We start from the raw sequence: 23,236 nt of genomic DNA on the forward strand, positions 1-23,236 counted from the left end.
CGGGTGCGTGCTTCACAATCATCCTTATTGAGAATTATTTTCAATAAGGAGCAAACAAAGCAGCGGCGGGAGAACCCCCGAACGGGCATCCACCCTGCTGAAAGCCCCTCCATCAAGCGCCGTGCCGCAGTCCCTCAGCCGCGCCGCCTCACCGGATCGCCCAGCACGCCTCGTCGCCCTCGGCGGCATCAAGGCGCGCACAAAAGCCCTCGCGCTCAAGATCTTCCAGGATGCCCTCCACGAACCCGAGCTCCACGGGAGGCCTGCCGGCGGCGCGCTCGGCCTCATCGAGCGCCGCATGCACGGCGGTGCTCGTCAGCGCGCCCTCGCCGCGCTCGCCCGCCCCGAGCAGGATGCGCACGATCTGCGCCCGCTTCTGCCGGCGCGACCCCTCGAAACGCGACTGCTTGGTGTAGCCGGCCGAGCGGCGCGACGGGTTGGGGATCTCCTTCTTGAGCTGCGCGCCGTAATCGAGGAGCGCATAGTACCAGGCACGCGGCGTGTCGTGCTCGTCGATGGGGGCCGCGTACGGCAGCGCCTCATCCTCCTCGGCCTCCACGCGCGCAGCCGCACCGGTGGGAGCGCACGGGCACGCGGCGCGCACGAGCGGCACGAGCTCGCGATCCGGCACGGCCGGGACATCGGGGAAGAAGTGGTGCAGAAAGACGGTGCGCACGTTCGTCTCGAGGTAGACGCCGGGCAGATCGAAGGCGAACGCGCGGATCCCCTGCGCGGTGGCGGGGCCGATGCCGGGCAGCGCCACAAGCGAGCGCGTGTCGTGCGGGAAGGCGCCGCCGTGCCGCTCCACGATCTCGCGCGCGGCCGCCTGGAGCGCCAGCGCTCGACGGTTGTAACCCATGCCCTGCCAAGCAGCCAGAACGTCCGCGGTGGACGCGGCGGCGAGCGCCTCGACGCTCGGGAAGCGGTCGAGCCACTCCGGCATGCGCGCCTCGACGCGCACGACCTGTGTCTGCTGCAGCATGACCTCGGAAAGCCAGACGATGTACGGGTCGCGCGTGCGCCGCCAGGGCAGGTCGCGATACAGGCGCTCGCCCTCCGCGCGCACGAACGCGCGGAACCCCTCCATGCCCGTCGACGCAGCGGGCGTCATGCTGGAAGCCCCCGAAGCGGGAGAGGCGGCCGCCGGCCCCGGAGTCGCCCCCTGCGCCGTCACGCGCACCTCGGCCCCCGAAGCGCCGAGCAGTCCGCATACTCCGCGAACGCGGCGCGGTCGGTGAAGCGTGCATCCACCGCGGGGAAGCGGCGGCGCGAGACGGCATCCGCGAGCGATACCGAACTCAGGTAGTCGCGGACGAGCGCCTCGGTTCCCACCCACAGGGGATGGAAGCAACACGAACCCATGCGCCCGCACTCGCCGTTCGGCGCGGTGCAATCGTTGATGCACAGCGGCCCCTGAACGGCCACGATCACGTCGTAGACCGAGATCTCCTCGGGATCGACCTTGAGCCGCATACCGCCCCGCACGCCGCGCACGCTCTCGATGATGCCCGCATGGGAGAGCCCGTGCTGGATGGAGCGGGCGAACGAATAAGGCACGCCCACGCGCTCGGCCGCGATGCGCACCGAGAGCAGCTCATCGCCCTCCTCCACGAGCATCGAGAGAATGCGCAGGGCGTAGTCTGTCTTGCGGGAGATGTCCATGGGTCCACCTTGTTGCCAATTGTCCGGCCAAATCGTTCCCCCTATGCTACGCATGTTCCTGCCCGGGCGCACACGAAATCACGTAAACCCAGTAGCATTTCACAAGCAGGGGCAGCAGAAGGGAACCTGCGGGGGGTGCAAAGGATTTTCAGGCGAGAACCCGGCATGTTGGAAACCCCATACAAAGCAAAACAGCCCACCCGCAAAGCGGATGGACTGTTGCGTAGCAATGGCGGGAAGTACGGGGCTCGAACCCGCGACCTCCGACGTGACAGGCCGGCGCTCTAACCAAACTGAGCTAACTCCCCTCAGCAAATGCTGCGGTAGCTAGTGTACCAAGACCGAACGGAGCGCGCAAGAACAATTTTCAAAAAAGATGCTCTCTGCCGTTTCCGTCCAAACATGATAAAAACCAGCCTGTCTGGATTTTATCAGTCTGAATGTATCATCGCTCCAGGTCGAGGATCTCCGCCGAGAGCACGCGCCCCTCGTCGACCATCAGCCGCGCCATCGTCGCGCCGCGTGCCCCGCGCGGGAACGTGGGCGAGCCCGGGTTCACCACGAGGCAGCCCGCCTCCTCGGTGATCTGCGCGCGATGCGTGTGCCCGCACACGGCCACATCGGCCTCGTCGAGCAGCAGGTCGGAGTGATAGTGCGCCACCACAAAGCGCAGCCCCTCGTAGGTGAAGCGCAGGATGCGCCCCACGTCGCGCCCGTAATCGCGGTAATAGTCGTTGTTGCCCAGCACCGCCCGCACCGGCGCGATGGTCTTCAGGTGCTCGTAATCCGTCTCCGAGGTGATGTCTCCGGCATGGATGATGAGGTCCGCCCCCTCGAGCTGCGCGAGCAGCGCGTCCGAGAGCCAGCCGTGCGTATCGGAGATGATGTCTACGCGCTTCGCCATGGTGACCCCTAGAGGCTCAGGGCTTTCTTGAGCGGCACGACGCGGCGGCGCGAGACCGGCACGCGGTCCTCCATGCCGGCGATGCCCAGCTGGATAGCGCCGGAGGGGATGGTCTCGACGTCCTCCACGCACGCCAGGTTCACGATGTAGCGGCGATGCACGCGGAAGAAGCCGAAGTCGCAGAGCTTCGCCTCAAACTGCGCGAGCGACGTGGTGGAGAGGAAGCGGTCGTCATCGGTGAAGATGCAGGAGTAGTCGTCCTTCGCCATGATGTAGCGGATCTGGTCCACGGGGATGAGCACCTTGCGGCCGCCCTTCTCCACGGGGATGCGCTCGATGGCCACCTTGCTCTCGGCCTGCGGCTTCGTGCGCGCGAGCACCTTCTCGATGGCACGGTCGAGCCGCGCCTCCTCCACAGGCTTGAGCAGGTAGTCGACGGCGTCCACGTCGAACGCCTCGACGGCGTGGTCGCTGTAGGCCGTCACGAACACGATGGCGGGCGGATTCTTGAGCTTGTGGAGCGCCTCGGCGAGCTGGAGGCCGGACGCGCCCGGCATCGAGATGTCGAGGAACACCACGTCCACGCGGTTCTCCATGAGCATCTCGATGGCGACCCGCACGCTCGACGCCTCGGAGATCGACGAGATCTTACCCGTCTGCTCGAGCAAGAATCGCAATTCAGATCGGGCAGGCGCCTCGTCATCAACGATCATCGCACGTAGCATACCTTGTGTTCCCTTCGTCCCTACACAGAATCGATCAGCCGAAGCGGCCGCGCAAGAGCAATCACCGCCCCACGGCGGCGCGCCGCACCGGAACGCCCCATGGAGCCACTGCGTCTATTCTAACCGTCAACGAAGATACTTCCCAATAAATCTAGATGCAAGGTTATGGTCGTGCCCTTCCCCGGAGCTGATTCCACGTGCGCGAACGACCGCGGCCCGTAGAAGCGCTTGATGCGCTCCGAGATGTTGTGCATGGCCACCCCGGCGCCGCCGCCCTGGGGCGCGGAGACCCCCGCGAGCGCCGTCTCGCTGAAGAGGCGCGCCGCCGTGGCCTTGTCCATGCCCACGCCGTCGTCCGACACCTCGATGGCGAGCGCGTTCTCGTCCGCCGCGCGCACCGAGACCCGGATGTGCAACGTGCCCTCGTCGCGCATCGCGTGGCGCACCGCGTTCTCGACGAGCGGCTGGATGATGAACGCCGGCACGGGCGCGTCCTGCACGTCCTCGTCCACGGTGAACTCCGCGTCGATGCGGTCGTCCCCGAAGCGCGCCTGCTCGAAGGTGAGGTAGCGCTTCGTCTGCTGAACCTCGCGCATCACGGGGATGAGCGAGCCGGAGTTGTCGAGCGTGGAGCGGTAGAACGACGAGAACTCGCGCAAAAGCTCGCGGGCGCGCGCCGGGTCGGTCCGGGTGAAGGAGGCGATGGTGTTCAGCGTGTTGAACAGGAAGTGCGGGTTGATCTGCGCCTGCAGCGCGCGCACCTCGGCGCGGGCCGTGAGCTCCTCCTGCAGCTCGAGCTCGTGGATGGCGAGCTGCGTGGAGATGAGCTCGGAGAAGCCCGCCACGAGCGCGTACTGCGTGCGGTTCACCTCGTGCGTGTTCGTGAAGTAGAACTTGAGCGCGCCCACGGTGCGGTCGCGCACCTTGAGCGGCGCGATGATGCCCGCGGGGATCTCGCGCTTGAACCCGCGCTCGCCCTTGACCGCGATGGCTTGCGTGAACGACTGCACGATGCCGTGCTCGATCACGTAGCGCGTCGCGGGCGTGTGGATGAGCGAGCCGGGCGGGAAGTCGTCGTACATATCGCCCACGCACGCGAGCACGTGGGTCTCATCCGTCACGGCGATGGTGCTCGCGTGCGTCTCGGGCATGAGGTGGCGGCAGATGGCCTCGGCGCTCTCCGGGGTGAGGCCGCCCTTGATGTCCTCGAGCATATCCGAGGCGAGCGAGAGCGTCTCCTCGGTGTACTGCGAGCGCAGCCGGTCGGGGTTGAACAGGCGGAACACCGCGATGGCGAGGGACACCGCGAGCAGCGTGCAGGCGACCGCGAGCGGCGTGGGGTTCGCGTTGCTCGCCAGGCTGACGAGCAGGACGCCGGCGACGATGACACCACCGGAAACGATGACCCCCCACAGGGTGGAAAGGCGGTCGGTGCGGGTCGTGAGCGGGGAGCGCGAGCTCATCGAGCCTCCTTGAGCAATCTCGAAAGGCGCCCATCGCGCCAGAGTCCATCCATCACCGTGGGCCAGAAGCTCTGGAACCGCAGGTACCGGTCGCGGTGCTCGTCGGCGTAGCGCTGGGCGCGGGAGCGTCCGTGGCGCCAGATGTTCCAGTACGCGCGATGCTCGTGCGTAAAGAGGGCGCGGGCGAGCGCGGTCTTGCCCACGCGGCCGTCGAGCTCGCTCGAGATCCACGGGCCGGGATAGGGCATGAGCGAGGCGGCGGTCACCGAGACGAGGTCGTTGCGGCGGTTCGCGAACATGAGCTTCGCCCGCTCATAATACCAGCGGTACACATCCTGCATGAAGCGCGGCGCGCGCTGCGCGGACGGCGGCGGGAGGTGCCGCACCGCCCAGGCGTTGTCGAACCAGACGTCGAGCCCGTGCAGGCGGAGGTTGAACAGGTAGTCGAGGTCCTCGCCGCGCGTGATGAACGGGTCGAACGACACGCGCATGTAGGCGCGGGCGTGCACGGCGAAGCAGCCGCCGCACAGGTAATTCGACCGCGAGATGCGCGAGCCGGTGAGGTGCGGGCGCATCCACGCGTTGAACTCGGCGCGCTTCGTCCACCACCGCGTGGTGATGCCCGGCTTGGCGTCGCTCGCGAGCGCGGAGCCCTTCGCGTCGAAGAAGTAGCCGCTCTTGGCCAGGATCGGGAGCCCCTGGCGGTTCTGCTGGCCGAGCGCGTAGCGCGCCCGCGCCATGTAGTCGCTGCCCAGCACGACCTCGTCGTCGTCGAGGAAGATCACCTCGTCCGCGCCCATGACGGCCGCCACCACGAGCCCCATGTTGCGGATGGCGCCGTACCCGCGCAGCGACACGCACTCGCCCACGTTGCCCGGGGCGAGCTCCTCCACGCGCTCCATGATGCGCGCAGCCTGCGTGTTCGTGACGACCGTGATGTCGAGCGCCGCGTGCGCCGCGGCGATCATGCGGACGCGGCGCTCGACCTCGACGGTGGCGGAGATGGGGCACACGACGAGCAGGACGATGGGCGCGACATCGCGCACCTGCTCGAGCGATGCGAGGCAGCGGTCGAGTTCGGGCTTGGGCGCCGTGAGCGGCGTGGAGTGGTCGTAGGCGCCGGGCGCATGCGGCTCGGCATATTCATCTGCCCAATACGTAGGAATCACGATGACCGATCCCACGCCAATCACGCCCCTCGTTCGCGATCATCCACTCGCTGCCCGCCCCGTCGCACGGACGATGCGGCAGCGCCGCCCGCGCGCGATCGCGGCGTGGGCTAGCGCGCGGCCTCGCGTTCGCGCTTGAAGGGCGACGAGCCCTTGAAGTACGGCGTGCGGGCAAGCGACTTGCTCAACGGATATCCCAGTACATACATGATAACCGCTTCGCCGATACCCGTCGTCACGACCCCGAAGAGATACATGAGCGGCCATGCCCCGTCGAGCGAGATCGAGGTGAAGGGGATGGTGTAAAAGCCCGTCGCCGTGAGCAGGATGGGCAGGTACGCCGGGACGATGAGCGCGTTGGCCACCACCGGCCCCGCGAGCGCGACGAGCGGGTGGCGGCGCATCTCCCAGGTGAACGCCGCGCCCAGGCACGTAGCGAGCGAGCCGAACACCACGTCGAGCAGGCCGAGCGCGCCCGTGCCCGAGAGGACGATGTTTGCGATGTTGGCGATCGCGCAGCCGAGCGTGAGGCCCGGGATGGCCGCCGGCGTGAACAGGGCGATCGCGCAGAGCGCCTCGGAGACGCGGAACTGGATGGGGCCCCATGCGAGGCTCCCCAGGAAGAGGATGGCGATGAGCGTGCACGCCGCGTACACCGCGGCGATGACGCCCACCTGGGCGATTTCATTCGATTTCATGAGCATACACCTTCTTGTTTGGAGGGCTTTACTTCATGCCCATCCGCCCTCCCGAAGGCGATGAAAAACGGCGGGGCACCCGAGGGCACCCCGCCGCACATGGCACGCAAGCCGTCGCGCCCGGCCTCCTATGCCATGCCCTTGATGCGGGAAAGCCTGATGAGCATAACAAGGCCCACGATGAGCAGGATCCCGATGGAAAGCACTCCTAAAGAAGCATCCCCCGTGAGCGATGTCACGACAGATACTAGCAGAGTTCCCATGACGGAGGCGTAGCGGCCGAAGATGTCGAAGAAGCCGTAGTACTCGTTCGCGCGCTCCTTGGGGATGAGCTTGCCGAAGTAGCTGCGGCTGAGCGCCTGGATGCCGCCCTGGAACAGCCCCACCGCCACGGCGAGGATCCAGAACTCCACCTCCGTCTTGAGGTAGAACGCGGCGAAGAGCACGATGCACACGTAGGCCACCACCGCGATGATGATCATGCGGAGCGTCCCGTACTTGCCGGCGAGCCGGCCGTACGCGATGGCCGAGGGGAAGGCCACGAACTGCGTGACGAGCAGCGCCAGGATGAGCGCGGTGGAATCGAGCCCGAGCGAGGTGCCGTAGGTCGTCGCCATGGAGATGACCGTGTGCACGCCGTCGATGTAGAAGAAGAAGGCAACCATGTAGAGGAGGATGGCCTTGTCGTGCGCGATGCGGCGCATGGTGTCGCCGAGGCCGCGGATGGTCTTGGCGATCTCGCCGCCCATGGTCTCGCCGGGCGCGAGCGCCTTGGCGTAGCGCTGCTTGTAGGCGCGCACGAGCGGCACCGTGAACGCGAGCCACCAGACGCCGATGATGACGAACGAGACGCGCACGCATAGCAGCATGTCGAGGCCGAGCGCCGCGGGGCCGCCCAGGATGAGCGCGATGCACACGATGAACGGGACGCACGAGCCGATGTAACCCCAGGCGTAGCCCGAGCTCGAGACGGTGTCCATGCGCTCGTCGGTGGTGACATCGGGCAGCATGGCGTCGTAGAACGTCATGGACGAGTTGAGGCCGATGGTGCAGACGACGTAAACCACGAGGAAGGGCATCGCCCCCATGGGGATGGCCTGCGCGAAGCACAGCACGAGCCCCGTGAGGAAGAAGCCCAGGAAGAACTTGATCTTGTTGCCGGCGAAGTCGGCGAGCGAGCCCAGGATGGGCATGAGCAGGGCCACCACGAGCGACGCCACCGTCTGCGCATTCGCCCACGCCGTGACGAGCTCGGCCGAATCCGCCGCCGTGTTGATGGCGTTGAAGTAGATGGGCACGACCGAGGTGTTGAACAGCACGAGCGCGGAATTGCCCACGTCGTACATGACCCAGTCGCGCTCCTGCTTGGTGTACTTCATCCCGAACCCTCTTCCTGCCGGCGCCCGGGCGGGCGCGATGCGCATACCCTTCAATGGTACGGCAGAACGGCCGGCATGGGGGTCATGGTTTCGTAAAGACGCGGGCGCGGGGAGGCGCAGGGACGCTAGTTCTCGCGGAAGCGGTCATCGCCCCAGCCGCTCTCGCTCACGCGGCCGATGTCCTCGCCGTCCTTCGAGACGATCTTATCGCTGCCGAACGCCGCGTCGCGCACCCGGTACTCGTCGTTGCCCACGCGCACGCGGGTGCTGCCGTCCCAGTTCGTCGTCACCTCGCCAATCTTGCCGCCATGCCGGTCGCGCACCGCCGTGCCGAAGATGCCCTCATCCGCGACGCTGGCGAGCCGCCGCCCATAGCGGTCGTTGACGGTCTGCACCTTCGACCCCGAGCCGCCGAAGCCGCCACCCGCGAACGCGCCGCCACCGCCGCCTCCGGAGCCTCCACCGTAGCCGCCGCCACCGCTGCTGCCGCCACCGCCGCCGGCGAGCGCGGAGAGGACGAAGATCAGGAGGGCCAGACCGAGGCACGCCACCACGACGATGAACACCGTCCTGGCGACGACCTGCGCGAGGAACGTCCACAGGGTGGGGCTCGTGAACCCGCTCGTCACCTGGCTCATCACGAGCCCCAGCGCGTCATAGCGGCCCTGCGCCAGCACGATGCCGTAGATCACCAGCCCCGCGAGCCCCACCTCGCTCGCATACAGGACGAGCTTCGCCAGGCCGTTCAGGCAGCCGTGCCGCTCGCGCGTCGCATCGTTCCAGCGCTCCTCCACTGCCAACAGCGCCTGGATCACGATGAAGGCGATGACCGCCATGGGAAGGGCGGTGTCGGTCCCGAACACGGATACCATCAGCGGGCCGATAAGCCCGAGGCCCGGCCCCATAGCCGGGTTGACGAGCGACAAGAACACCGCGACCACTGCAAAGACCAGCACGACCCAGCCCGCGCCGGCCACGACGACCGAAACGCGCCTCAGCAGGTAGGTGCGCAGGGAGGGCACCTTCGCGTTTTCCTCCGACGCAGCCCCCGTCGAGGCGGGCGCGTTCGCCCGCTCTTGCTTGAGCCGCTGTTTCTCGGCCTCGGAGCTGACGTCGCGCCACAGGCGGAACCGGCGCCACGCGGTGTTCACCACGAGCGCGATCGCCAGCACCCACCAGGCGTCGGCTGCGGCGAGCTGCCCCAGGGCGGCGGCGAGCTCGGCTGCCCATGGGCCTTCCAACGCTACGTAGAACACCACATCGCCGCCGTACAGCCCGCTCATCGCAAGCGCCAGCAGAAGCGGCGAGAACTTGCACGCCGCCACCACCAGTCCTAGAACGGCGATGATGTGCAGCACGATGGAGCAGGCGCGCGCCGCGGCGTCGATCCACCACAGGGTCTCGGTGGCCTCGAAGCCGGCCGCCCAGCGCTTGTAGAAGCAGGAGGCCAACCGCACCGCGGTGAGCAGGGCCACCGCGGGCAGCATCCCCGACTCCCAGAACATCCCCCATGCCGAGGCGATGATGGTCAAGAGCGACCCGACGTCGCCCGTCGGGGACAGGAGGTTCGCCCCGGACACGCTGACGGCGACGATGCAGGCGACGAACAGCAGCGCGAGCGCGAGCGCCGCGCGGCATACGGTGACGATGGGGGCGCTGCGGTCGTTGTCCGCGTTCGATTTCCGCCATATCGCGAAGTACCAGTGGACGAGCCACCATGCGGCGAAGCACGCCAGGGACACGGCGATGCCCATCTTCTGAAGCCAGGCCAGGCTGCCCATCTCGTACCGTGACGAATACAGGAGGAACGCGATGAGGGCCGCGGGAACGCCTACGCGCAGCAGGATGGACTTCGCCCACTCGCCCGCCGTGAAGGACAAATGGTAGAACGGTTGCTTCTCGGAGGTAGCACCCGGACGCCGCACCAGCCCGAACGGGCCTTCCGCACGGAACGCGGTGCCGCTGCTCGGGCCTCGCCATACGCGGGCCGTCTTCGAATCTGATCGTCCCGACTTGCCGCCGCCCGCGCCGAACGCCATGCGATCACCCTCTGCCCATACAAGCTCGTTGGGTGCATCTTACACCTGGCGCACCGAGCGAACGCGTTTTGTAACACACGGCGTGCAAGCGGGCGGGCGAGCAGGCGCGAAGCCGAGCGAGGGGATGGGCACCGCGTGCGCGGACGGCGCGCGAGGGCCATCCGCACTCGTCAGCTCTCGGATGTACGTGACGCCTTGGCGCCGGACGGCTAATCGTCCTGGTCGAGCTCCTCGGCCTCGCCGAGCGGGCGGCCGGAGTAGTTCAGATGGTGCGTGGCCTGCTCGAGCGGGTCGCCGGCGATCAGGCACGCGATGTCCCGCTCGTACTCGTCGAGCGCGCGGTCGAACACCTCCGGGAAGCTCTCGTGGCTCTCGACGTCCGTGAAGGGGTTCTTCCAGGCGAGATGCCCCATGTTGCCCGCGCGCAGCGGCGGCTCCGCGGTCACGCGGTGCGCGAGCGCGGCCAGGATGGAGTTGCCGCGCACGGCGCCCTCCAGCGCGCCCAGCAGCTGGCAGGCGGGCGAATCCGCCGGCTCGATCACGCGGTAGGCGAGCTGCATGTCCGCGACGGCGCCACCGTACTCCTGGGCGCCGATCTCGATGCCGTACACGCTCGAGGCGACGTAGCTCATGAGCGCGCCCGCGACCTTGTCGACGCGCGCCGACGTGGCGAGCTCGCGCTCCGGCGGGCAGTCCTCCACCGTGGCCCCGTGGCGCTTGAGCTGCAGCATGAGCACGTCGATGTCGGACTCGATGATAGCGTGCACCTGGCTCGCGGCGGGCTCGAGGCTCGGGTCAACCTCCTGCGCGCCCCACTGCTGGGCGTAGACGAACGGATGCGCCGCGCGGTCGAGCGCGTAGTGCGAGAACAGGCCGAGCACGAACGCCCGCCCCACATGCGCGTCGCGCGGGTACAGGTGCTCGACGCCGGTGCTCAGCGCCTCGAACTGCCGGGAGATGCGGCAGCGGTGCAGCGAGCGCGCCAGGCTCATGCATGATGCCATGCGCGGCGTGCGCACGCGAAAGAAGTAGGGGTCGGGGCCTTGGTTCGCGATGAGGAACGCCGTGCGCTCCTCGTCGGTGCCGATGATGCCTGCGGGAAGGCAGTCGATGCTTTCCTCGCCGAATAGATGATGCGTGATCAGAGCGGGCATGATGCTCCCTTCGCGTCGCGTGTGCCGGGTTCATTATGCCCTTACCGTCACCCCGCGAATCATCCGCCGCGAAACGAGCGCGGCGACGCGCATCGGCACCAGGGAAATGCGGTAGGATTATACCAATATGCTACATGCCGGTGAAGGGATCCGCCGTGGCTCGGGAGTGGGGCACATCGCAGGACGTTGCTCGGGGTAGGCGTTATGTCAACCCTCCCACAGGACGCGGTAGCTACACCGGCGCCGGGCAGCCCGTGCCGCGCTCCGCACGGCTCGCCTCGATTCATGCGCAACCCGGACAGGAGGCGCCAAGACAGGAGCCACCACCCCAGTCCCGGCGGCGCGAGCAGGCGCCGCGAACCGAGGCCTCCCGGCCGCATCCGAGGAGGCGGACGAGCGCGCCGACTGGGACAGCAGGGCCGACGGGCCGTGCGCCGGCAGACCGCGGGCGGCAAGCGGCGAACGGGCGGCCAGCCAGCGTCGGACGAGACGGCCACGCGGGACGGGGCGCCGCGGGAACCCGCCCGGCCAAGCCCCGGCGCGCGGCCGATGCAGCGCTGCGCATCGCGGGCGCGGTCGTCGCCGTCGTGCTCGCCATCGCCTCGGCCATCGGCGGCCTCTTCGGCCGGCTCTTCGGCGGATGGCGGAACGACGCCGTCTTCTCCCGCTCCGGGCACCGGGGGCACAGGCGCGGGACGGGCTATGCACTGCGGTCGGGTTATGGCACGGGCAGGCGCGTGCACGGCTATGGGCGGCAACCCGCGGTGCGCCCCGCCGTGGTGCTCAGGACCGCCGCGGTTGGAGCCGTCGTGCTCACCCTGCTCTCAAGCATCTTCTTCGTTGACGGCATCGGCGTAGGAACTGCGGCGGAAGCGTCGCTGCTCAACATGCCCGTCAAAGCCGCCGGCCAGGTTCCCGTCTCCACCCCGCGCGAGGAATGGGACGCAGGCAGCCTACCGTACCTGTACCAGACCGATCCGGCGTGGTCGTCCAAACCCTACGCAGGAGGAACCGTCGCCCGCAACGGCTGCGGCCCCACCTGCCTCACCATGATCTACGTCTACCTCACCGGAAACACCGACATGACCCCGGCAGACATGTGCGCCCTCGCCGACGCGCACGGCTTCGCGCCCACAGGCGCCACCGAGCACGCGTTCATGACCGACGGCGCAGCGCTCCTGGGCATCACGGGAACCGCCGTCAACCCGCAGCAGACCTCCGAGGTCGCATCCGCCCTGCGCGCGGGCGAACCGGTCGTGTGCGCTGTGCGACCCGGGGACTTCACCCCCAACGGCCACTTCATCATCCTCTACGGTATCGACGACGCGAACATGGTCTCCGTCCACGACCCCAACAGCAGCTATCGCAGCGCGCAGAAGTGGGACCTGCAACGCGTGCTCAGCCAGACCGCCGTGTGCTGGACGTTCAGCCTCTAAATGATAAAAAGCAGACAGGCTGGTTTTTATCACATGCCGCCCGCGCTGATAGGGGCGCACGTTCGAGCATAGAGTTGACGGATTTACACGCGAAGGCGTCTTCAGAAGAGCCTTCGTGCATAAAACTGACGGGTTTGCACGCGAACGAGGACGCGGCACGCGAAGGCGGGGCAGGGAACGCGTCCCCACCCCGCCGCGAAATGATAAAAACCAGCCTGTCTGGCTTTTATCAAATGGTGCCGTTAGCCCCAGATGTACCAGCTGTTGCCGATCTTGACGGCGTACATGCCCAGCGAGCCCATATCCTGGCTGATCTCCTCGCCCGCGCTGTAGCCCGCGATGTCCTCGTTCAGCGTGACGGTGACCGAGCCGTCGAGCTCGTAGCCCTCGGTCACGGTCAGATCGAAGCCGTTGTACGAGAACTCACTGTTCAGGTCATCGATCTCGGATGCATCGAGCTGGTCTCCCAGGCTGACGTCGACCGAGATCGTGAAGTAGTCGAGGTACGCCGAGATCATCGAGCCGTACGAGGAAAGCGTCCCGCCGATGGTGTCTCCAACGTACTCGGCAAGCTCCTGCCGGCTGCTGTACCCTTGGACATCCACCATCTCGTCGACGACCTCGCTCGGCATCATGTCGAGGAGCCCCGTGCCGAACTGGGTGAACGCATCGGCGTCGAAATCGCTGTTCATGAGGTCGTTGTACAGCGTCTCGGTGCGATCGGCGATGCCCTCGGGGCTGTTGGTGGAACCACCGCCGAAGACGCCCGTCAACGAGAGCACGATGACCACGACGGCGATCACGGCCAGGGCGAGGATGCCGATGGTCATGCCGCGCGACACGTGGAACGGCTTCTTGGGCTGTTTCCCGTCGAACGGAGCCTGGTTGAAGTCCGGCGGCGTGGTGGGCGGCGCCGGGGGAACACCGGTGGCCTGCGGCGCGGGCGCCGGGGCAGGAGCGGGCGTCGTCGGGGCGGCTGCGGGCGCAGGAGCCGGGGCGGTCGGGGCAGGCGCCGGGGTCGTCGGTGCAGCCGTAGCCGCGGGCGGGACATCGGCAGCGGCCGGCTTCGGCTCCGCCGCGGGCTGCTGGGTCAGCGGCCTTCCGCAACTGCCGCAGAAGGCGGCGCCGTCCGGCAACTTGGTGCCGCAATACGGACAAAACATGGGGACCTCCTCTTCCTCGCACGACCCGGTCAACGCCGAGCCCGAACCGTCGGGCATCCATGCGACCGCTGCCGCGTGAATCGCTTGCGACCTGCGATGCCTACAGTGTAGCGGCGTCCGCGCACATCACGCGGGTCTTTTCCGCTAGCGTCCGAGAACGAAACTATCTGCGGCGCGCGGCGACGCGCACGAGGGAGCGGGCGCGCAGGACGACCACCGCGGCGAACGCGACGAGGCACGCGCCGAACACCGCCAGGGGCGCCCAGCCGTTGTCCACGGGCTTCGCTTCCTCGTTCACGCCCGCGCGGTACGCCGCATCCACCACGCCGTCGCCATCCTCGTCCACCTCGAGCAGCGTCTCGGGCGCGTACTCGGCCACCGTCTCGACCTTCGTGCCCTCGGCGACGTCGATCCCACCGAACGTGCGGAAATCAGCGTAATCGCCGTGCTCGTCCACGAAGGCGATCGTGTAGTCCATCGTGCCCGTGCCGGTGCCCTCGATCTCGACCGTGTACGGTACGCCCTCGCGCAAGCGCAGGATCTTGATGGTGTCCGCCCCCTCGGCCGATGCCGCCGACGCGTCGTCCGCGCCCTCAACCTCCTCGAACGCGAGCGAGCCGAAGGACGCCAGCGTGCTCGGGTCCTCGCCGGCGCTCGACAGCGTCTCGCCGTTGTAGCTCACCGTCACCTCGACCGGGCACTCCACGCGCACGTACATGTAGGGCACGCCGCTGATCTCGGTGGCGATCTGGGCGAAGAACGCGTTCAGGCTGTCGGCGTCCACCGAGTAGTAGCAGCCCTCGCTCGCCATGGCGCGCAGCAGCGCCTCGCCCGACGCGCCCTGCTCGACGCCCACCGTGTAGATCTTGAAGCCGGAATCCTTGAGCTCGTCCGCGATGGCGATGAGGTCGTCGCCCTGCGCGCCGTCCGTGGGCTCGCCGTCGGACATGAGCACGATGATCTTGCGGTCGGCCGTCCCGGTCTCGAGCTGCGAGCGCGCCGTCTGCAGAGCGAGCTCGATGTTCGTGCTGCCGCTCGCGCCGAGCGACGCGATCTCGCTCTCGAGGCTCCCCGGCTCCACCGCGAGCGGCACGCGCACGCTCACCTCGTGGTTGTAGGCGACCATGCCCACGCGCACCTGGCTCGTCGCGTCCTCGAACGCCGTGTCCACGAAGCCCTGCGCCGCGCTCCGCAGCTGCTCGATGCGACTGCCGCTCATGCTGCTCGACACGTCGAGCACAAGCGAGATGTCCTGCTCGCCCGTCACGACGCGCGTGTGTTCCGCCTGCTCGGAGCCCTGGTCGACACCGCCGAAGTTCGTCTGGATCTCGCACGTGTCGTCGCCCGCCGGAGACACGCCCACGCTGAACTCCTCCGACCGCGACGGGTTCGCGGTATCCGTCACGGTCATGCGGTAGACCCCGTCGGTGGGAAACGCGAGCGCGAGCGGCTCCGTCGAGGTCGCGGTGCGCATGGTGTCCCCGCTCTCGTTGAACGCGACGGGGTCGCCGGGCGTGCGCATGACAACGGCCTCGAGCGTGACGGTGAAGTTGTCGTACGGCTCGCCGTTCACGTCGAGCACCGTGAGCGTGGCGTCGCGCGTGAGGTCGATCCCTCGGTCGTATCCGTACAGCCCGACGCCGATGAACGCCGATTCCACGCGCTCGACCTGCGCCTCCGTGAGCGTGCCCTGCGAGGCGAAGGTCTCCGCGACGTTTTGCATGATGGTCGCGAACTCGTTGAACGTACAGTCGCTCGGCATCGTGAAGAACGAGACGAATACGAGCTTCGCGAGCTCCTCGGTGCTGAGCGCGTCGCCGTCGACCGTCGCCGCCTCGGAGCCCTCCGCGCACATGAGGTAGCCCGCGTGCCCGATGACCGTCGCGTTGTGATGCTCGTCGTACTGGTCGTTGCCCTCGGAGTCCTTCTCCGGGCTGCGGTTCTCGTCCCACCAGTAGGTTCCATCAACGCGATTAGGGCTTTTCGACTTTACTGGGTCTTCCAGGTTTCGGCTGATCTCGTCCAAGTTCCACGTCGCCGAGTTGTTGGCGAGGCCATCGTCACCCATATCGGTCGCCGCGATGCCCATGAGATCGGAAACGGCCTCATTGAGGGCGTCGGCGTCCTCCGTTTTATCGCCCGATAGGTTGCACGTCGCCCTGACCACCGCATGCGTGTACTCATGCCCGACCACGACGCGGCTCGAGAAGTACTCGGATCCGCCCGCCGCTACGTGCGCGAACTCGCCTGTGGGCGCCCATGCGAACGCATTGTTCTCCGGCAAATCCGCAACGACGTAGACAGGGCCTCCCGCCCCGTCATAGCTCTTCCAGCCCAGTACCTCGTTGTAGTAGTCGTACACGTTCACGACTGAATCCATGGCCGAAACCGCTGCGCGGTTGTCCCATGTCTCGTTGTCGTCGCTCGTAACCAGGTGATCGAAGTAGCCGTAATTCGAACCCAGAATGCGCTCGGTGCTGCCGTCGTCATGCGTGATGTACCACGAGCTCACCGCGCCCTCGTTGGTCACATCCGCCCGGGTGCTTCCGTCAGCAGACCACACATAGCCCCCTTCGTCCTTATCAGGGTTCGGAATGAAGCGCAGAGTCGTACCGCGCTCCCCCATGAGCTCGATATGCGAGATGATCTCCGCGCGATCGTCGCCTTCCGCATCGAAGACGGTGATGCTGCGGCCTTCGTCGACCATCGCATACCCGCCACCAACGTTCGGCGTGGTCTCAAAGGTGTACGTCTTGCCATCGAGCCCCTTGCCCGAAGCGGTGTTGAGCGCGGTCTCGGTCGCAACAACCTTACCCGTATCCGAAGCAACGAAGCAGCGATGCGCCCCGTCGTCCGTGACCACGAGCACCTGCCACGCGGTCGTCGGGTCAGTGTCGTACAGCGAGTAGATGGTAAGCCCCTCGGGTAGCGTCCAGAGCGCTCCGTCGACTTCTGCCATGGCAGCATCTTCTGCCGACGCCGCATCGATCGCAGGCTCCGTCTCGATGTCGCCCACGGCGGCGTAGTTGCTCGTGAGGCTGAGCGGGGCGCCCGCGCCGTCGGCGCTCACCACGACGCTGCGGCCGTAGACGGGGATGCCGTCGTGCTGCTGGGCGAAGCGGTAGTAGCTGTTGCCGAGCACCTCGTTTGCGGCGCATTCCCCCAGCTCGGAGGCGGGATCGTCCATGCCGAGGGCGGGCGCCGCATCCGCCACCGCAGCGCGTGCGTCATCCTCGCCCACGATGGTGCGGTCGGTGAACGCGCTGCCGAGCAGCAGGAAGTCAGCGTCCTGCCCGGAGCCGTCTCCGCCGGAAGGCGCGCCGCCTGGGCCGGACGCGCCCTCCTGCGTGCTACCCGGCACGAGCCCGAGGCGCGCGGGCAACCCCGCGATGAGGTCGCCGTGCCCCGTGGCGAAAAGCGCACCCACCGCCCCGCCCACGACCAGGACGAACGCCGCGAGCGCGATGAGCAGCTTATGGCGCAGGCGCATGCGGCGCACGGGGGTTCCGCACTGCGGGCACACGCGCGCGTGCCTGTCGAGCTTGGCCTTGCAATTCCGGCAGCGTTTCATGGGGCCTCATTTCGTCGGATCGGTCGAGCGGGGAGCGGAAGCGCCCGTAGCGGGGGCCGGCGCCGTGGGCGCGGCGGAAGCATGCGGCTTCTGATCGCGCGCGACGAGGGCGCGGAGCCCCATGAGCAGCGCGGCTTCGGCCACGAGCGCCGGCAGCATGCCGGACAGCATCGGCCACATATAGGTAACGAGCAGGTAGCAGCCCTTCCCCGCACCCGATGAGGTGCCCAAGAGGAAGCCCGCGAGCGGATGCCGCAGCGCGGGGTCGTCGAGCGCGGGCGCGACGAGAAGCATCCCCGCAGCGATAACGATGATGACGAGGAGAGCGCGGACAAACGGCGCCGTGAACGACCCCGGCCTGAACGGGCGCCCCGCAAGATGGCGGCGGAGGAGCCCCGTGCCCAGGCTGCCGATGAGGTAGATGAGCGCGAGCGAGATTAGGGCATAGATGCCCGCGCCGAGCGCCGCCTGCGGAAGCGCATAGACCGAGAGCTCGGACGCCGCTTGCGAGAGCGAGCCCAGAAAGCTGACGAGCGCGACGGCGGCGCAGACAATCCCCACGCCCGCGACGACCCACACGCCGAGTGAGGCGAACGACGAGGTGCCGAGGCGCTGCGACGCGCGCACGGGCGTCCGCGCCGGGTCGAACACGCGCGTGCGCGTGCCCGGGGAAACGGTGGGAGCCTCTTTGGCAGGCGGCTGATCGGCGGGGGCAGGCGCCACGACGCGCTCGCCGCAGTACGGGCAGAATGCGGCATCGGGTTTCAATTGCTTGCCGCATGACCTGCAGAACAGCACATCCCCAGCCATAGAACCACCATCCCCGACGGCGCCCATCCCACATGGCACCAACCAACACTATTCTGTTGTATCGCGAAAGGACGCATGCCTCAAGAACGCTCCGGTAAGCGAAAGATTAACGCGGCGCCCGGCCCAAACCCCATCCAGCATGCCCGCCGCGGCCGATTTGGGGCTCTCCTCATCCCAAAGTGCGCGAAACGAGCGGTTTATGGGAACCCCCGGAAGTAGCAAGGGGCTGAGCACCAACAAAAGCGCAGGTAACAAGCCTGTACCTTCGCTGGCTACTTGGGCACTCGCCCATAAACCGCTCGTTTCGCTTCATTTGGGATCGCGTACATTTACCCCAGGGGTATTTTTACATGAAGCGGCGACCCTCCGCCTTGGATGCAGAGGGCCGCCTACTCAGCAGACAATGTGTTGCGCGAGAACCTTACGCGTCGACGATGCGCGTGCCGGAGAGGCCGGCCATGGTCTCGGAGGCCTTGTCGAGCGCGCCGATGATGCACACGCGGCCCTTGCGGCTGCGCGCGAACTTGATCGCAGCGCGGACCTTCGGCTCCATGGAGCCCTTGCCGAACTGGCCCTCGTCGGCGAGCTTCTCGGCCTCGTCGGCGGTGATCTCCTCGAGGTCCTTCTGGTCGGGCTTGCCGAAGTTGATGGCCACGTGCTCGACGGCGGTGAGCAGGAACAGCACGTCCGCGTCGCAGTCCTCGGCGAGCAGCTCGCCGCCCAGGTCCTTGTCGATGACGGCCGCGACGCCCTTGTAGCAGCCCTTGTCGCTGTAGTCGCGGACGACCGGGATACCGCCGCCGCCGCAGGCGATGACGATGAACTCGTTGTCGAGCAGGTTCAGAATCGAGTCGGCCTCGACAATCTTCTTGGGCTCGGGCGAGGCGACGACGCGACGCCAGCCGCGGCCGGAGTCCTCGACGAAGGTCATCTCGGGGTGCTCGGCCTTCTGCTCATCGGCCTGCTCCTTGGTGAGGAAGGGGCCGATGGGCTTCGTGGGGTTCTGGAACGCCGGGTCGTCCGGGTCGCACTCGATCTGGGTCACGACCGTGGCGGCGTGCCAGCGCTTGTAACGGCGGTGCATCTCGCGGCCGATGCCCTGCTGCAGGTGGTAGCCGATGTAGCCCTGGCTCATGGCGCCGCATTCGGGCAGGTCCATGGCGGGGGTGCCGATGGCCTCGTGGGCGGCGGCGAACGCGTTCTGGATCATGCCGACCTGCGGGCCGTTGCCGTGCGTGATGATGATCTCGTTGCCCTGCTCGATGAGGCCGAGGAGCGCCTTCGCGGTGTTGTTCACGCGCTCGATCTGCTCTTCGGGGGTGTTGCCGAGGGCGTTGCCGCCCAGGGCGACGACGATGCGGTCGGGCTTGCCAAGGGGCTTGGACATGGCGGTTCCTTTCTATATCTGGTGCGGAAACTGGAAGCTCCCCACGCGCCATCGCGTGAGTAGGCTAGTGATTATATTCTCTATTGAGGCGATTTCATTCATTTTAGCCCGTGGATTTCGGCTAATCGGGCGAACGGTCGATTCTTGCCGCCCAACGCGATGCGCTGTGAATGTTTCTTGTATCGCACGTCATCGCGGTAAAGTGGCCACGCTCGCATGGCAATTCGCCGCCGAGCTGACCTTATGCAAATAATAGAACATCACAAAACGATCTATGCAATTTAAGCAATGGGTTGGTTGGGGACGTGTTCCTTTCAACCCATTTTCCGGAGCGCTGCAAATGGGTTGAAAGGAACACGTCCCCATCCAACCCATCCTATCAATCAAGGGAGGCTGCCGATTCCCTACGGGTTCACCACGTGAATCGGATTCCCATCAAGGTACCTGCGCAGGTTATCGACGACCATATCGATGAGGCGCACGCGCGTCTCATACGGGCACCAGGCAATATGCGGGGTAAGGTAGCAGTTCTCCCGATTCTCCAGCACCGTGTGCCCGTTCGTGAGCTCCGTCGACGAGGCGTCCGCCCCAAACCCGCGGATCTTCCCGCTCTCGAGCGCCGCGACCACGTCTTCCTCCACAACATGACCCGGCCGCGCGATGTTGATGATGATGACGCCGTCCTTCATCTTCGCAATGGTCTCCGCACGGATCACGTTGCGGCTTCCCTCGTTGAGCGGCGCGGAAACGAGCACGACATCGGCCTCGCGGAACACGTCCTCGATGTCGAGGGTGGTGCGCACCATCTCGCTATCCAGCTCGGTTTGCGGCACAGGCGAGTACCCGACGACCCGCATGCCGAATGCGTTTGCCATCCTTCCCGCAGCCTGCCCGATCGCGCCGTAGCCGATGATGCCCATGGTCTTGCCGTCGAGCTCCATGTGATCCTTGAGCCAGAAACACCAATCCGGGCTCTCGACCCATTTGCCCTCGTTGACCGCCTTGGCGTGCAGGCCGACCATGTTCGTTATCTCGAGCAGGAGCGCCATGGCCATCTGGGCCACTGCCATGGTGCCGTAGCCCGGAACGTTGCAGACGGTGATGCCGAACTCCCGTGCGGCATCGATATCGATGACGTTGAAGCCGGTGGAGAGCAACCCGATATACTCGAGGTTCGGACATTGCTCGAACACGTCCCGACCGATCTCCACCTTGCTTGAGATGACGATCTGCGCGTCGCCGATGCGCTCAGCGATGAGCTCGGGCGGAGTGCGATCGTAGATGGTAAGGTCGCCCATCTGCGCGATGGGCTCCCACGAAATGTCACCGGGAACCGTCGCCCATGCATCCAGGATGACGATCTTCTTCTTGTCCATATGCTGCCTCCTTCAGAGCTGCCGCGACAACTTGGCCGACGCGACTCGCCTCTTTCGTTCAACCCATCTGAGGCGTTCTAGGAAATGGGTTGAAAGGAACACGTCCCCAACGAACCCATTTGAGTGAGAAGGGGCTCCGGGCTGTGCCCGAAACCCCTTCCGGTATCCGCTCCGTTCCGCTGCTTCAGCGAATGGACGCCTTAGCAGTGGATCCTCGTGCCGGAGAGGCCGGCCATGGTCTCGGAGGCCTTGTCGAGCGCGCCGATGATGCACACGCGGCCCTTGCGGCTGCGCGCGAACTTGATGGCGGCGCGGACCTTCGGCTCCATGGAGCCCTTTCCGAACTGGCCCTCGTCGGCCAGGCGCTCGGCCTCGTCGGCGGTGATGTCGGTCAGCTCCTGCTGGTCGGGCTTGCCGAAGTTGATGGCCACGTGCTCCACCGCGGTGAGCAGGAACAGCACGTCCGCCTGGCAGTCCTCGGCCAAAAGCTCGCCGCCGGCGTCCTTGTCGATCACGGCCGCGACGCCCTTGTAGCAGCCCTTGTCGTCATAGTCGCGCACCACGGGAATCCCACCGCCGCCGCAGGCGATGACGATGAACTCGTTGTCGAGCAGGTTCAGGATCGAGGGCGCCTCGACGATCTTCTTGGGCTCGGGGCTCGCCACCACACGGCGCCAACCGCGGCCGGAATCGTCCACGAACACCTTGTCGGGCTCGGCGGCCATGATCTCCTTGGCCTGCTCCTCGGTATAGAACGGCCCGATGGGCTTCGTGGGGTTCTGGAAGCTCGGGTCGTCCGAGTCGACCTCGATCTGGGTCACCACGGTGGCAACATGCCAGCGCTTGTAGCGCTTGTGCATCTCGCGGCCGATGCCCTGCTGCAGGTGGTAGCCGATGTAGCCCTGGCTCATGGCACCGCACTCGGGCAGGTCCATCGCCGGGGTGCCGATCGCGTCGTGCGCCGCCGCGAAGGCGTTCTGGATCATGCCGACCTGCGGGCCGTTGCCGTGCGTGATGATGATCTCGTTGCCCTGCTCGATGAGGCCGAGGAGCGCATGGGCCGCATTGTTCACGCGCTCGATCTGCTCTTCGGGGGTGTTGCCGAGGGCGTTTCCGCCCAGGACGACGACGATGCGGTCGGGCTTGCCAAGGGGCTTGGACATAGGTGTGGTTTCCTTTCCGATACGTTTGCGTCCGCGGCGCCGCCACCGGAGCGCACGGCGCCGCGGGATGGTCGCGTCTTACTCCGCGAAGCGGTTCTTGTGATCCCAGCTGTTGCGATACAGGTCGTCGGAGACGAGGTAGTCGTAGATGTCGTCCACGATCTCGATGCCGCCGGCGTCCTTGGTGGCCTGGATGCGCAGCTGCGCGCGCTCGCCCGGCCAGTACACCTTGTCGAAGCCCACGCCCGGCTTCACGGCGTTGAGCTCGTCGAGGACCTCGGACATGTGCGCGCGGAAGGCGTCGGCGCCGCAGAAGAACTCGGGGTTGATGGCCACGTTCAGGTGCCCCAGGCGACGGCCCTCGGAGAGGTCGTGGTACATGGACGACACATGCTTGCCCGCGGGCACGCCCAGCAGCACGCCGGAGAGGATGTCGACCATCATCATGAGGCCGTAGCCCTTGGGGCCGGCGATGGCCACGAGCGCGTTCACCTTGTGCGGGTCGGTGACGGGGCGCCCTTCCTCGTCGACCGCCCAGCCCTCGGGGATGGAGCGGCCGGCGCTCTTCGCGTCGAGGATCTTACCCCAGGCCTGCACGGTCGTGGCCATGTCGAAGCTCACGATGCGGCCGTCGGCCGTGGGCGCGGCGAGCGCGATGGGGTTCGTGCCGTAGAAGGGCTCAGCGCCGCCGTAGGGGATGACCATGGGGTCGGACTGGGTGCAGGAGAGGCCGATCATGCCCTGTTTGGCCGCCATCTCGGTGTAGTAGCCGATGGCGCCCGTGTGCGAGACGTTCGCCACGCCCACGAAGCCGATGCCGTTCTCCTTGGCCATGTCGATGGCCTTCTGCATGCCCTGGATGGCGAACGGGTAGCCGCAGCCGTTATCGGCGTCGAGGATGCCGGAGCACGGGCCGGTCTGCGTCCAGGTGACCTTGGGGTCGATGGTCATGCCGCCCTTGGAGATGCGCTCGGTGTAGTATTCCACGCGCACCTCGCCGTGGCTGTGCAGGCCGCGCTCGCTCGACCAGGCAAGCACCTCGGCCATGTCGTCGGCATGGTCCTCGTGCATGCCGGCGGCCATGAACTTCTTCTTCATGAGCTGCTTGAGTTCGTCACGTGAAACGAGCATGAAAAC

General features: G+C 66.8%; 18 protein-coding genes and 1 tRNA gene. 1 reads left to right on the forward strand and 18 read right to left on the reverse strand.

Going from position 1 to position 23,236, the window contains the following annotated elements:
- Window positions 1-148: 148 nt before the first annotated feature.
- The 11 genes from B5G02_RS05735 to B5G02_RS05785 form a co-directional block, all read right to left on the reverse strand.
- On the reverse strand, window positions 149-1,111 hold the full coding sequence (locus B5G02_RS05735; protein WP_094335528.1) for an adenine glycosylase: 963 nt from the start codon (window positions 1,109-1,111) through the stop codon (window positions 149-151).
- Between the two features lie 59 nt (window positions 1,112-1,170).
- The gene (locus B5G02_RS05740) at window positions 1,171-1,662 is read right to left on the reverse strand and encodes an RrF2 family transcriptional regulator (protein ID WP_094335529.1); all 492 of its coding nucleotides are present in this window, start codon (window positions 1,660-1,662) and stop codon (window positions 1,171-1,173) included.
- 230 nt (window positions 1,663-1,892) lie between these two features.
- A tRNA-Asp gene (locus tag B5G02_RS05745) sits at window positions 1,893-1,970 on the reverse strand.
- A 137-nt stretch (window positions 1,971-2,107) separates the two neighbouring features.
- Window positions 2,108-2,566, reverse strand: coding sequence for a metallophosphoesterase family protein (locus B5G02_RS05750; protein WP_094335530.1), 459 nt, complete (start codon window positions 2,564-2,566; stop codon window positions 2,108-2,110).
- Window positions 2,567-2,574: 8 nt separating this feature from the next.
- Window positions 2,575-3,291: a LytR/AlgR family response regulator transcription factor gene (locus B5G02_RS05755; protein WP_026089025.1), complete on the reverse strand. Its 717-nt coding sequence runs from the start codon at window positions 3,289-3,291 to the stop codon at window positions 2,575-2,577.
- Window positions 3,292-3,410: 119 nt separating this feature from the next.
- Window positions 3,411-4,754, reverse strand: a complete 1,344-nt coding sequence (locus tag B5G02_RS05760) for a sensor histidine kinase (protein WP_094335531.1) — start codon at window positions 4,752-4,754, stop codon at window positions 3,411-3,413.
- Window positions 4,751-5,947, reverse strand: a complete 1,197-nt coding sequence (locus B5G02_RS05765) for a glycosyltransferase (protein ID WP_094335532.1) — start codon at window positions 5,945-5,947, stop codon at window positions 4,751-4,753. Before B5G02_RS05765 ends, B5G02_RS05760 begins: the two co-directional genes overlap by 4 nt.
- A gap of 86 nt (window positions 5,948-6,033) precedes the next feature.
- Window positions 6,034-6,627: a QueT transporter family protein gene (locus B5G02_RS05770; RefSeq protein WP_094335533.1), complete on the reverse strand. Its 594-nt coding sequence runs from the start codon at window positions 6,625-6,627 to the stop codon at window positions 6,034-6,036.
- A gap of 122 nt (window positions 6,628-6,749) precedes the next feature.
- Window positions 6,750-8,000, reverse strand: coding sequence for an MFS transporter (locus B5G02_RS05775; protein WP_094335534.1), 1,251 nt, complete (start codon window positions 7,998-8,000; stop codon window positions 6,750-6,752).
- A 125-nt stretch (window positions 8,001-8,125) separates the two neighbouring features.
- The gene (locus B5G02_RS10145) at window positions 8,126-9,880 is read right to left on the reverse strand and encodes a hypothetical protein (RefSeq protein WP_206383743.1); all 1,755 of its coding nucleotides are present in this window, start codon (window positions 9,878-9,880) and stop codon (window positions 8,126-8,128) included.
- A 368-nt stretch (window positions 9,881-10,248) separates the two neighbouring features.
- Window positions 10,249-11,193 (reverse strand): hypothetical protein, encoded by a 945-nt coding sequence (locus tag B5G02_RS05785; RefSeq protein ID WP_094335535.1) that lies wholly within the window; start codon window positions 11,191-11,193, stop codon window positions 10,249-10,251.
- A 587-nt stretch (window positions 11,194-11,780) separates the two neighbouring features.
- Here B5G02_RS05785 and B5G02_RS05790 point away from each other — a divergent pair.
- On the forward strand, window positions 11,781-12,629 hold the full coding sequence (locus B5G02_RS05790) for a C39 family peptidase (protein ID WP_094335536.1): 849 nt from the start codon (window positions 11,781-11,783) through the stop codon (window positions 12,627-12,629).
- A gap of 242 nt (window positions 12,630-12,871) precedes the next feature.
- On the opposite strand, the gene B5G02_RS05795 is transcribed toward B5G02_RS05790, so the two are convergent.
- The 7 genes from B5G02_RS05795 to allD all read right to left on the reverse strand — a co-directional run bounded on the left by B5G02_RS05795 (window position 12,872) and on the right by allD (window position 23,230).
- Complete coding sequence (locus B5G02_RS05795; protein ID WP_162609753.1) at window positions 12,872-13,792, reverse strand: zinc ribbon domain-containing protein; 921 nt, start codon at window positions 13,790-13,792, stop codon at window positions 12,872-12,874.
- 163 nt (window positions 13,793-13,955) lie between these two features.
- Entirely contained in the window at window positions 13,956-17,363 is a 3,408-nt protein-coding gene (locus B5G02_RS05805) for a VWA domain-containing protein (protein WP_094335537.1), read from the reverse strand.
- A 6-nt stretch (window positions 17,364-17,369) separates the two neighbouring features.
- Complete coding sequence (locus B5G02_RS05810) at window positions 17,370-18,173, reverse strand: zinc ribbon domain-containing protein (RefSeq protein ID WP_094335538.1); 804 nt, start codon at window positions 18,171-18,173, stop codon at window positions 17,370-17,372.
- A gap of 421 nt (window positions 18,174-18,594) precedes the next feature.
- Entirely contained in the window at window positions 18,595-19,560 is a 966-nt protein-coding gene (gene arcC, locus B5G02_RS05815; protein WP_094335539.1) for a carbamate kinase, read from the reverse strand.
- Between the two features lie 404 nt (window positions 19,561-19,964).
- Window positions 19,965-20,936, reverse strand: coding sequence for a D-2-hydroxyacid dehydrogenase (locus tag B5G02_RS05820; protein ID WP_094335540.1), 972 nt, complete (start codon window positions 20,934-20,936; stop codon window positions 19,965-19,967).
- 200 nt (window positions 20,937-21,136) lie between these two features.
- Complete coding sequence (gene arcC / locus B5G02_RS05825; RefSeq protein WP_094335541.1) at window positions 21,137-22,099, reverse strand: carbamate kinase; 963 nt, start codon at window positions 22,097-22,099, stop codon at window positions 21,137-21,139.
- 78 nt (window positions 22,100-22,177) lie between these two features.
- Window positions 22,178-23,230 (reverse strand): ureidoglycolate dehydrogenase, encoded by a 1,053-nt coding sequence (gene allD, locus B5G02_RS05830; RefSeq protein WP_094335542.1) that lies wholly within the window; start codon window positions 23,228-23,230, stop codon window positions 22,178-22,180.
- Window positions 23,231-23,236 lie beyond the last annotated feature (6 nt).

Origin of the sequence: [Collinsella] massiliensis (genome assembly GCF_002161605.1) — a bacterium.
Taxonomy (GTDB): Bacteria; Actinomycetota; Coriobacteriia; order Coriobacteriales; family Coriobacteriaceae; genus Enorma.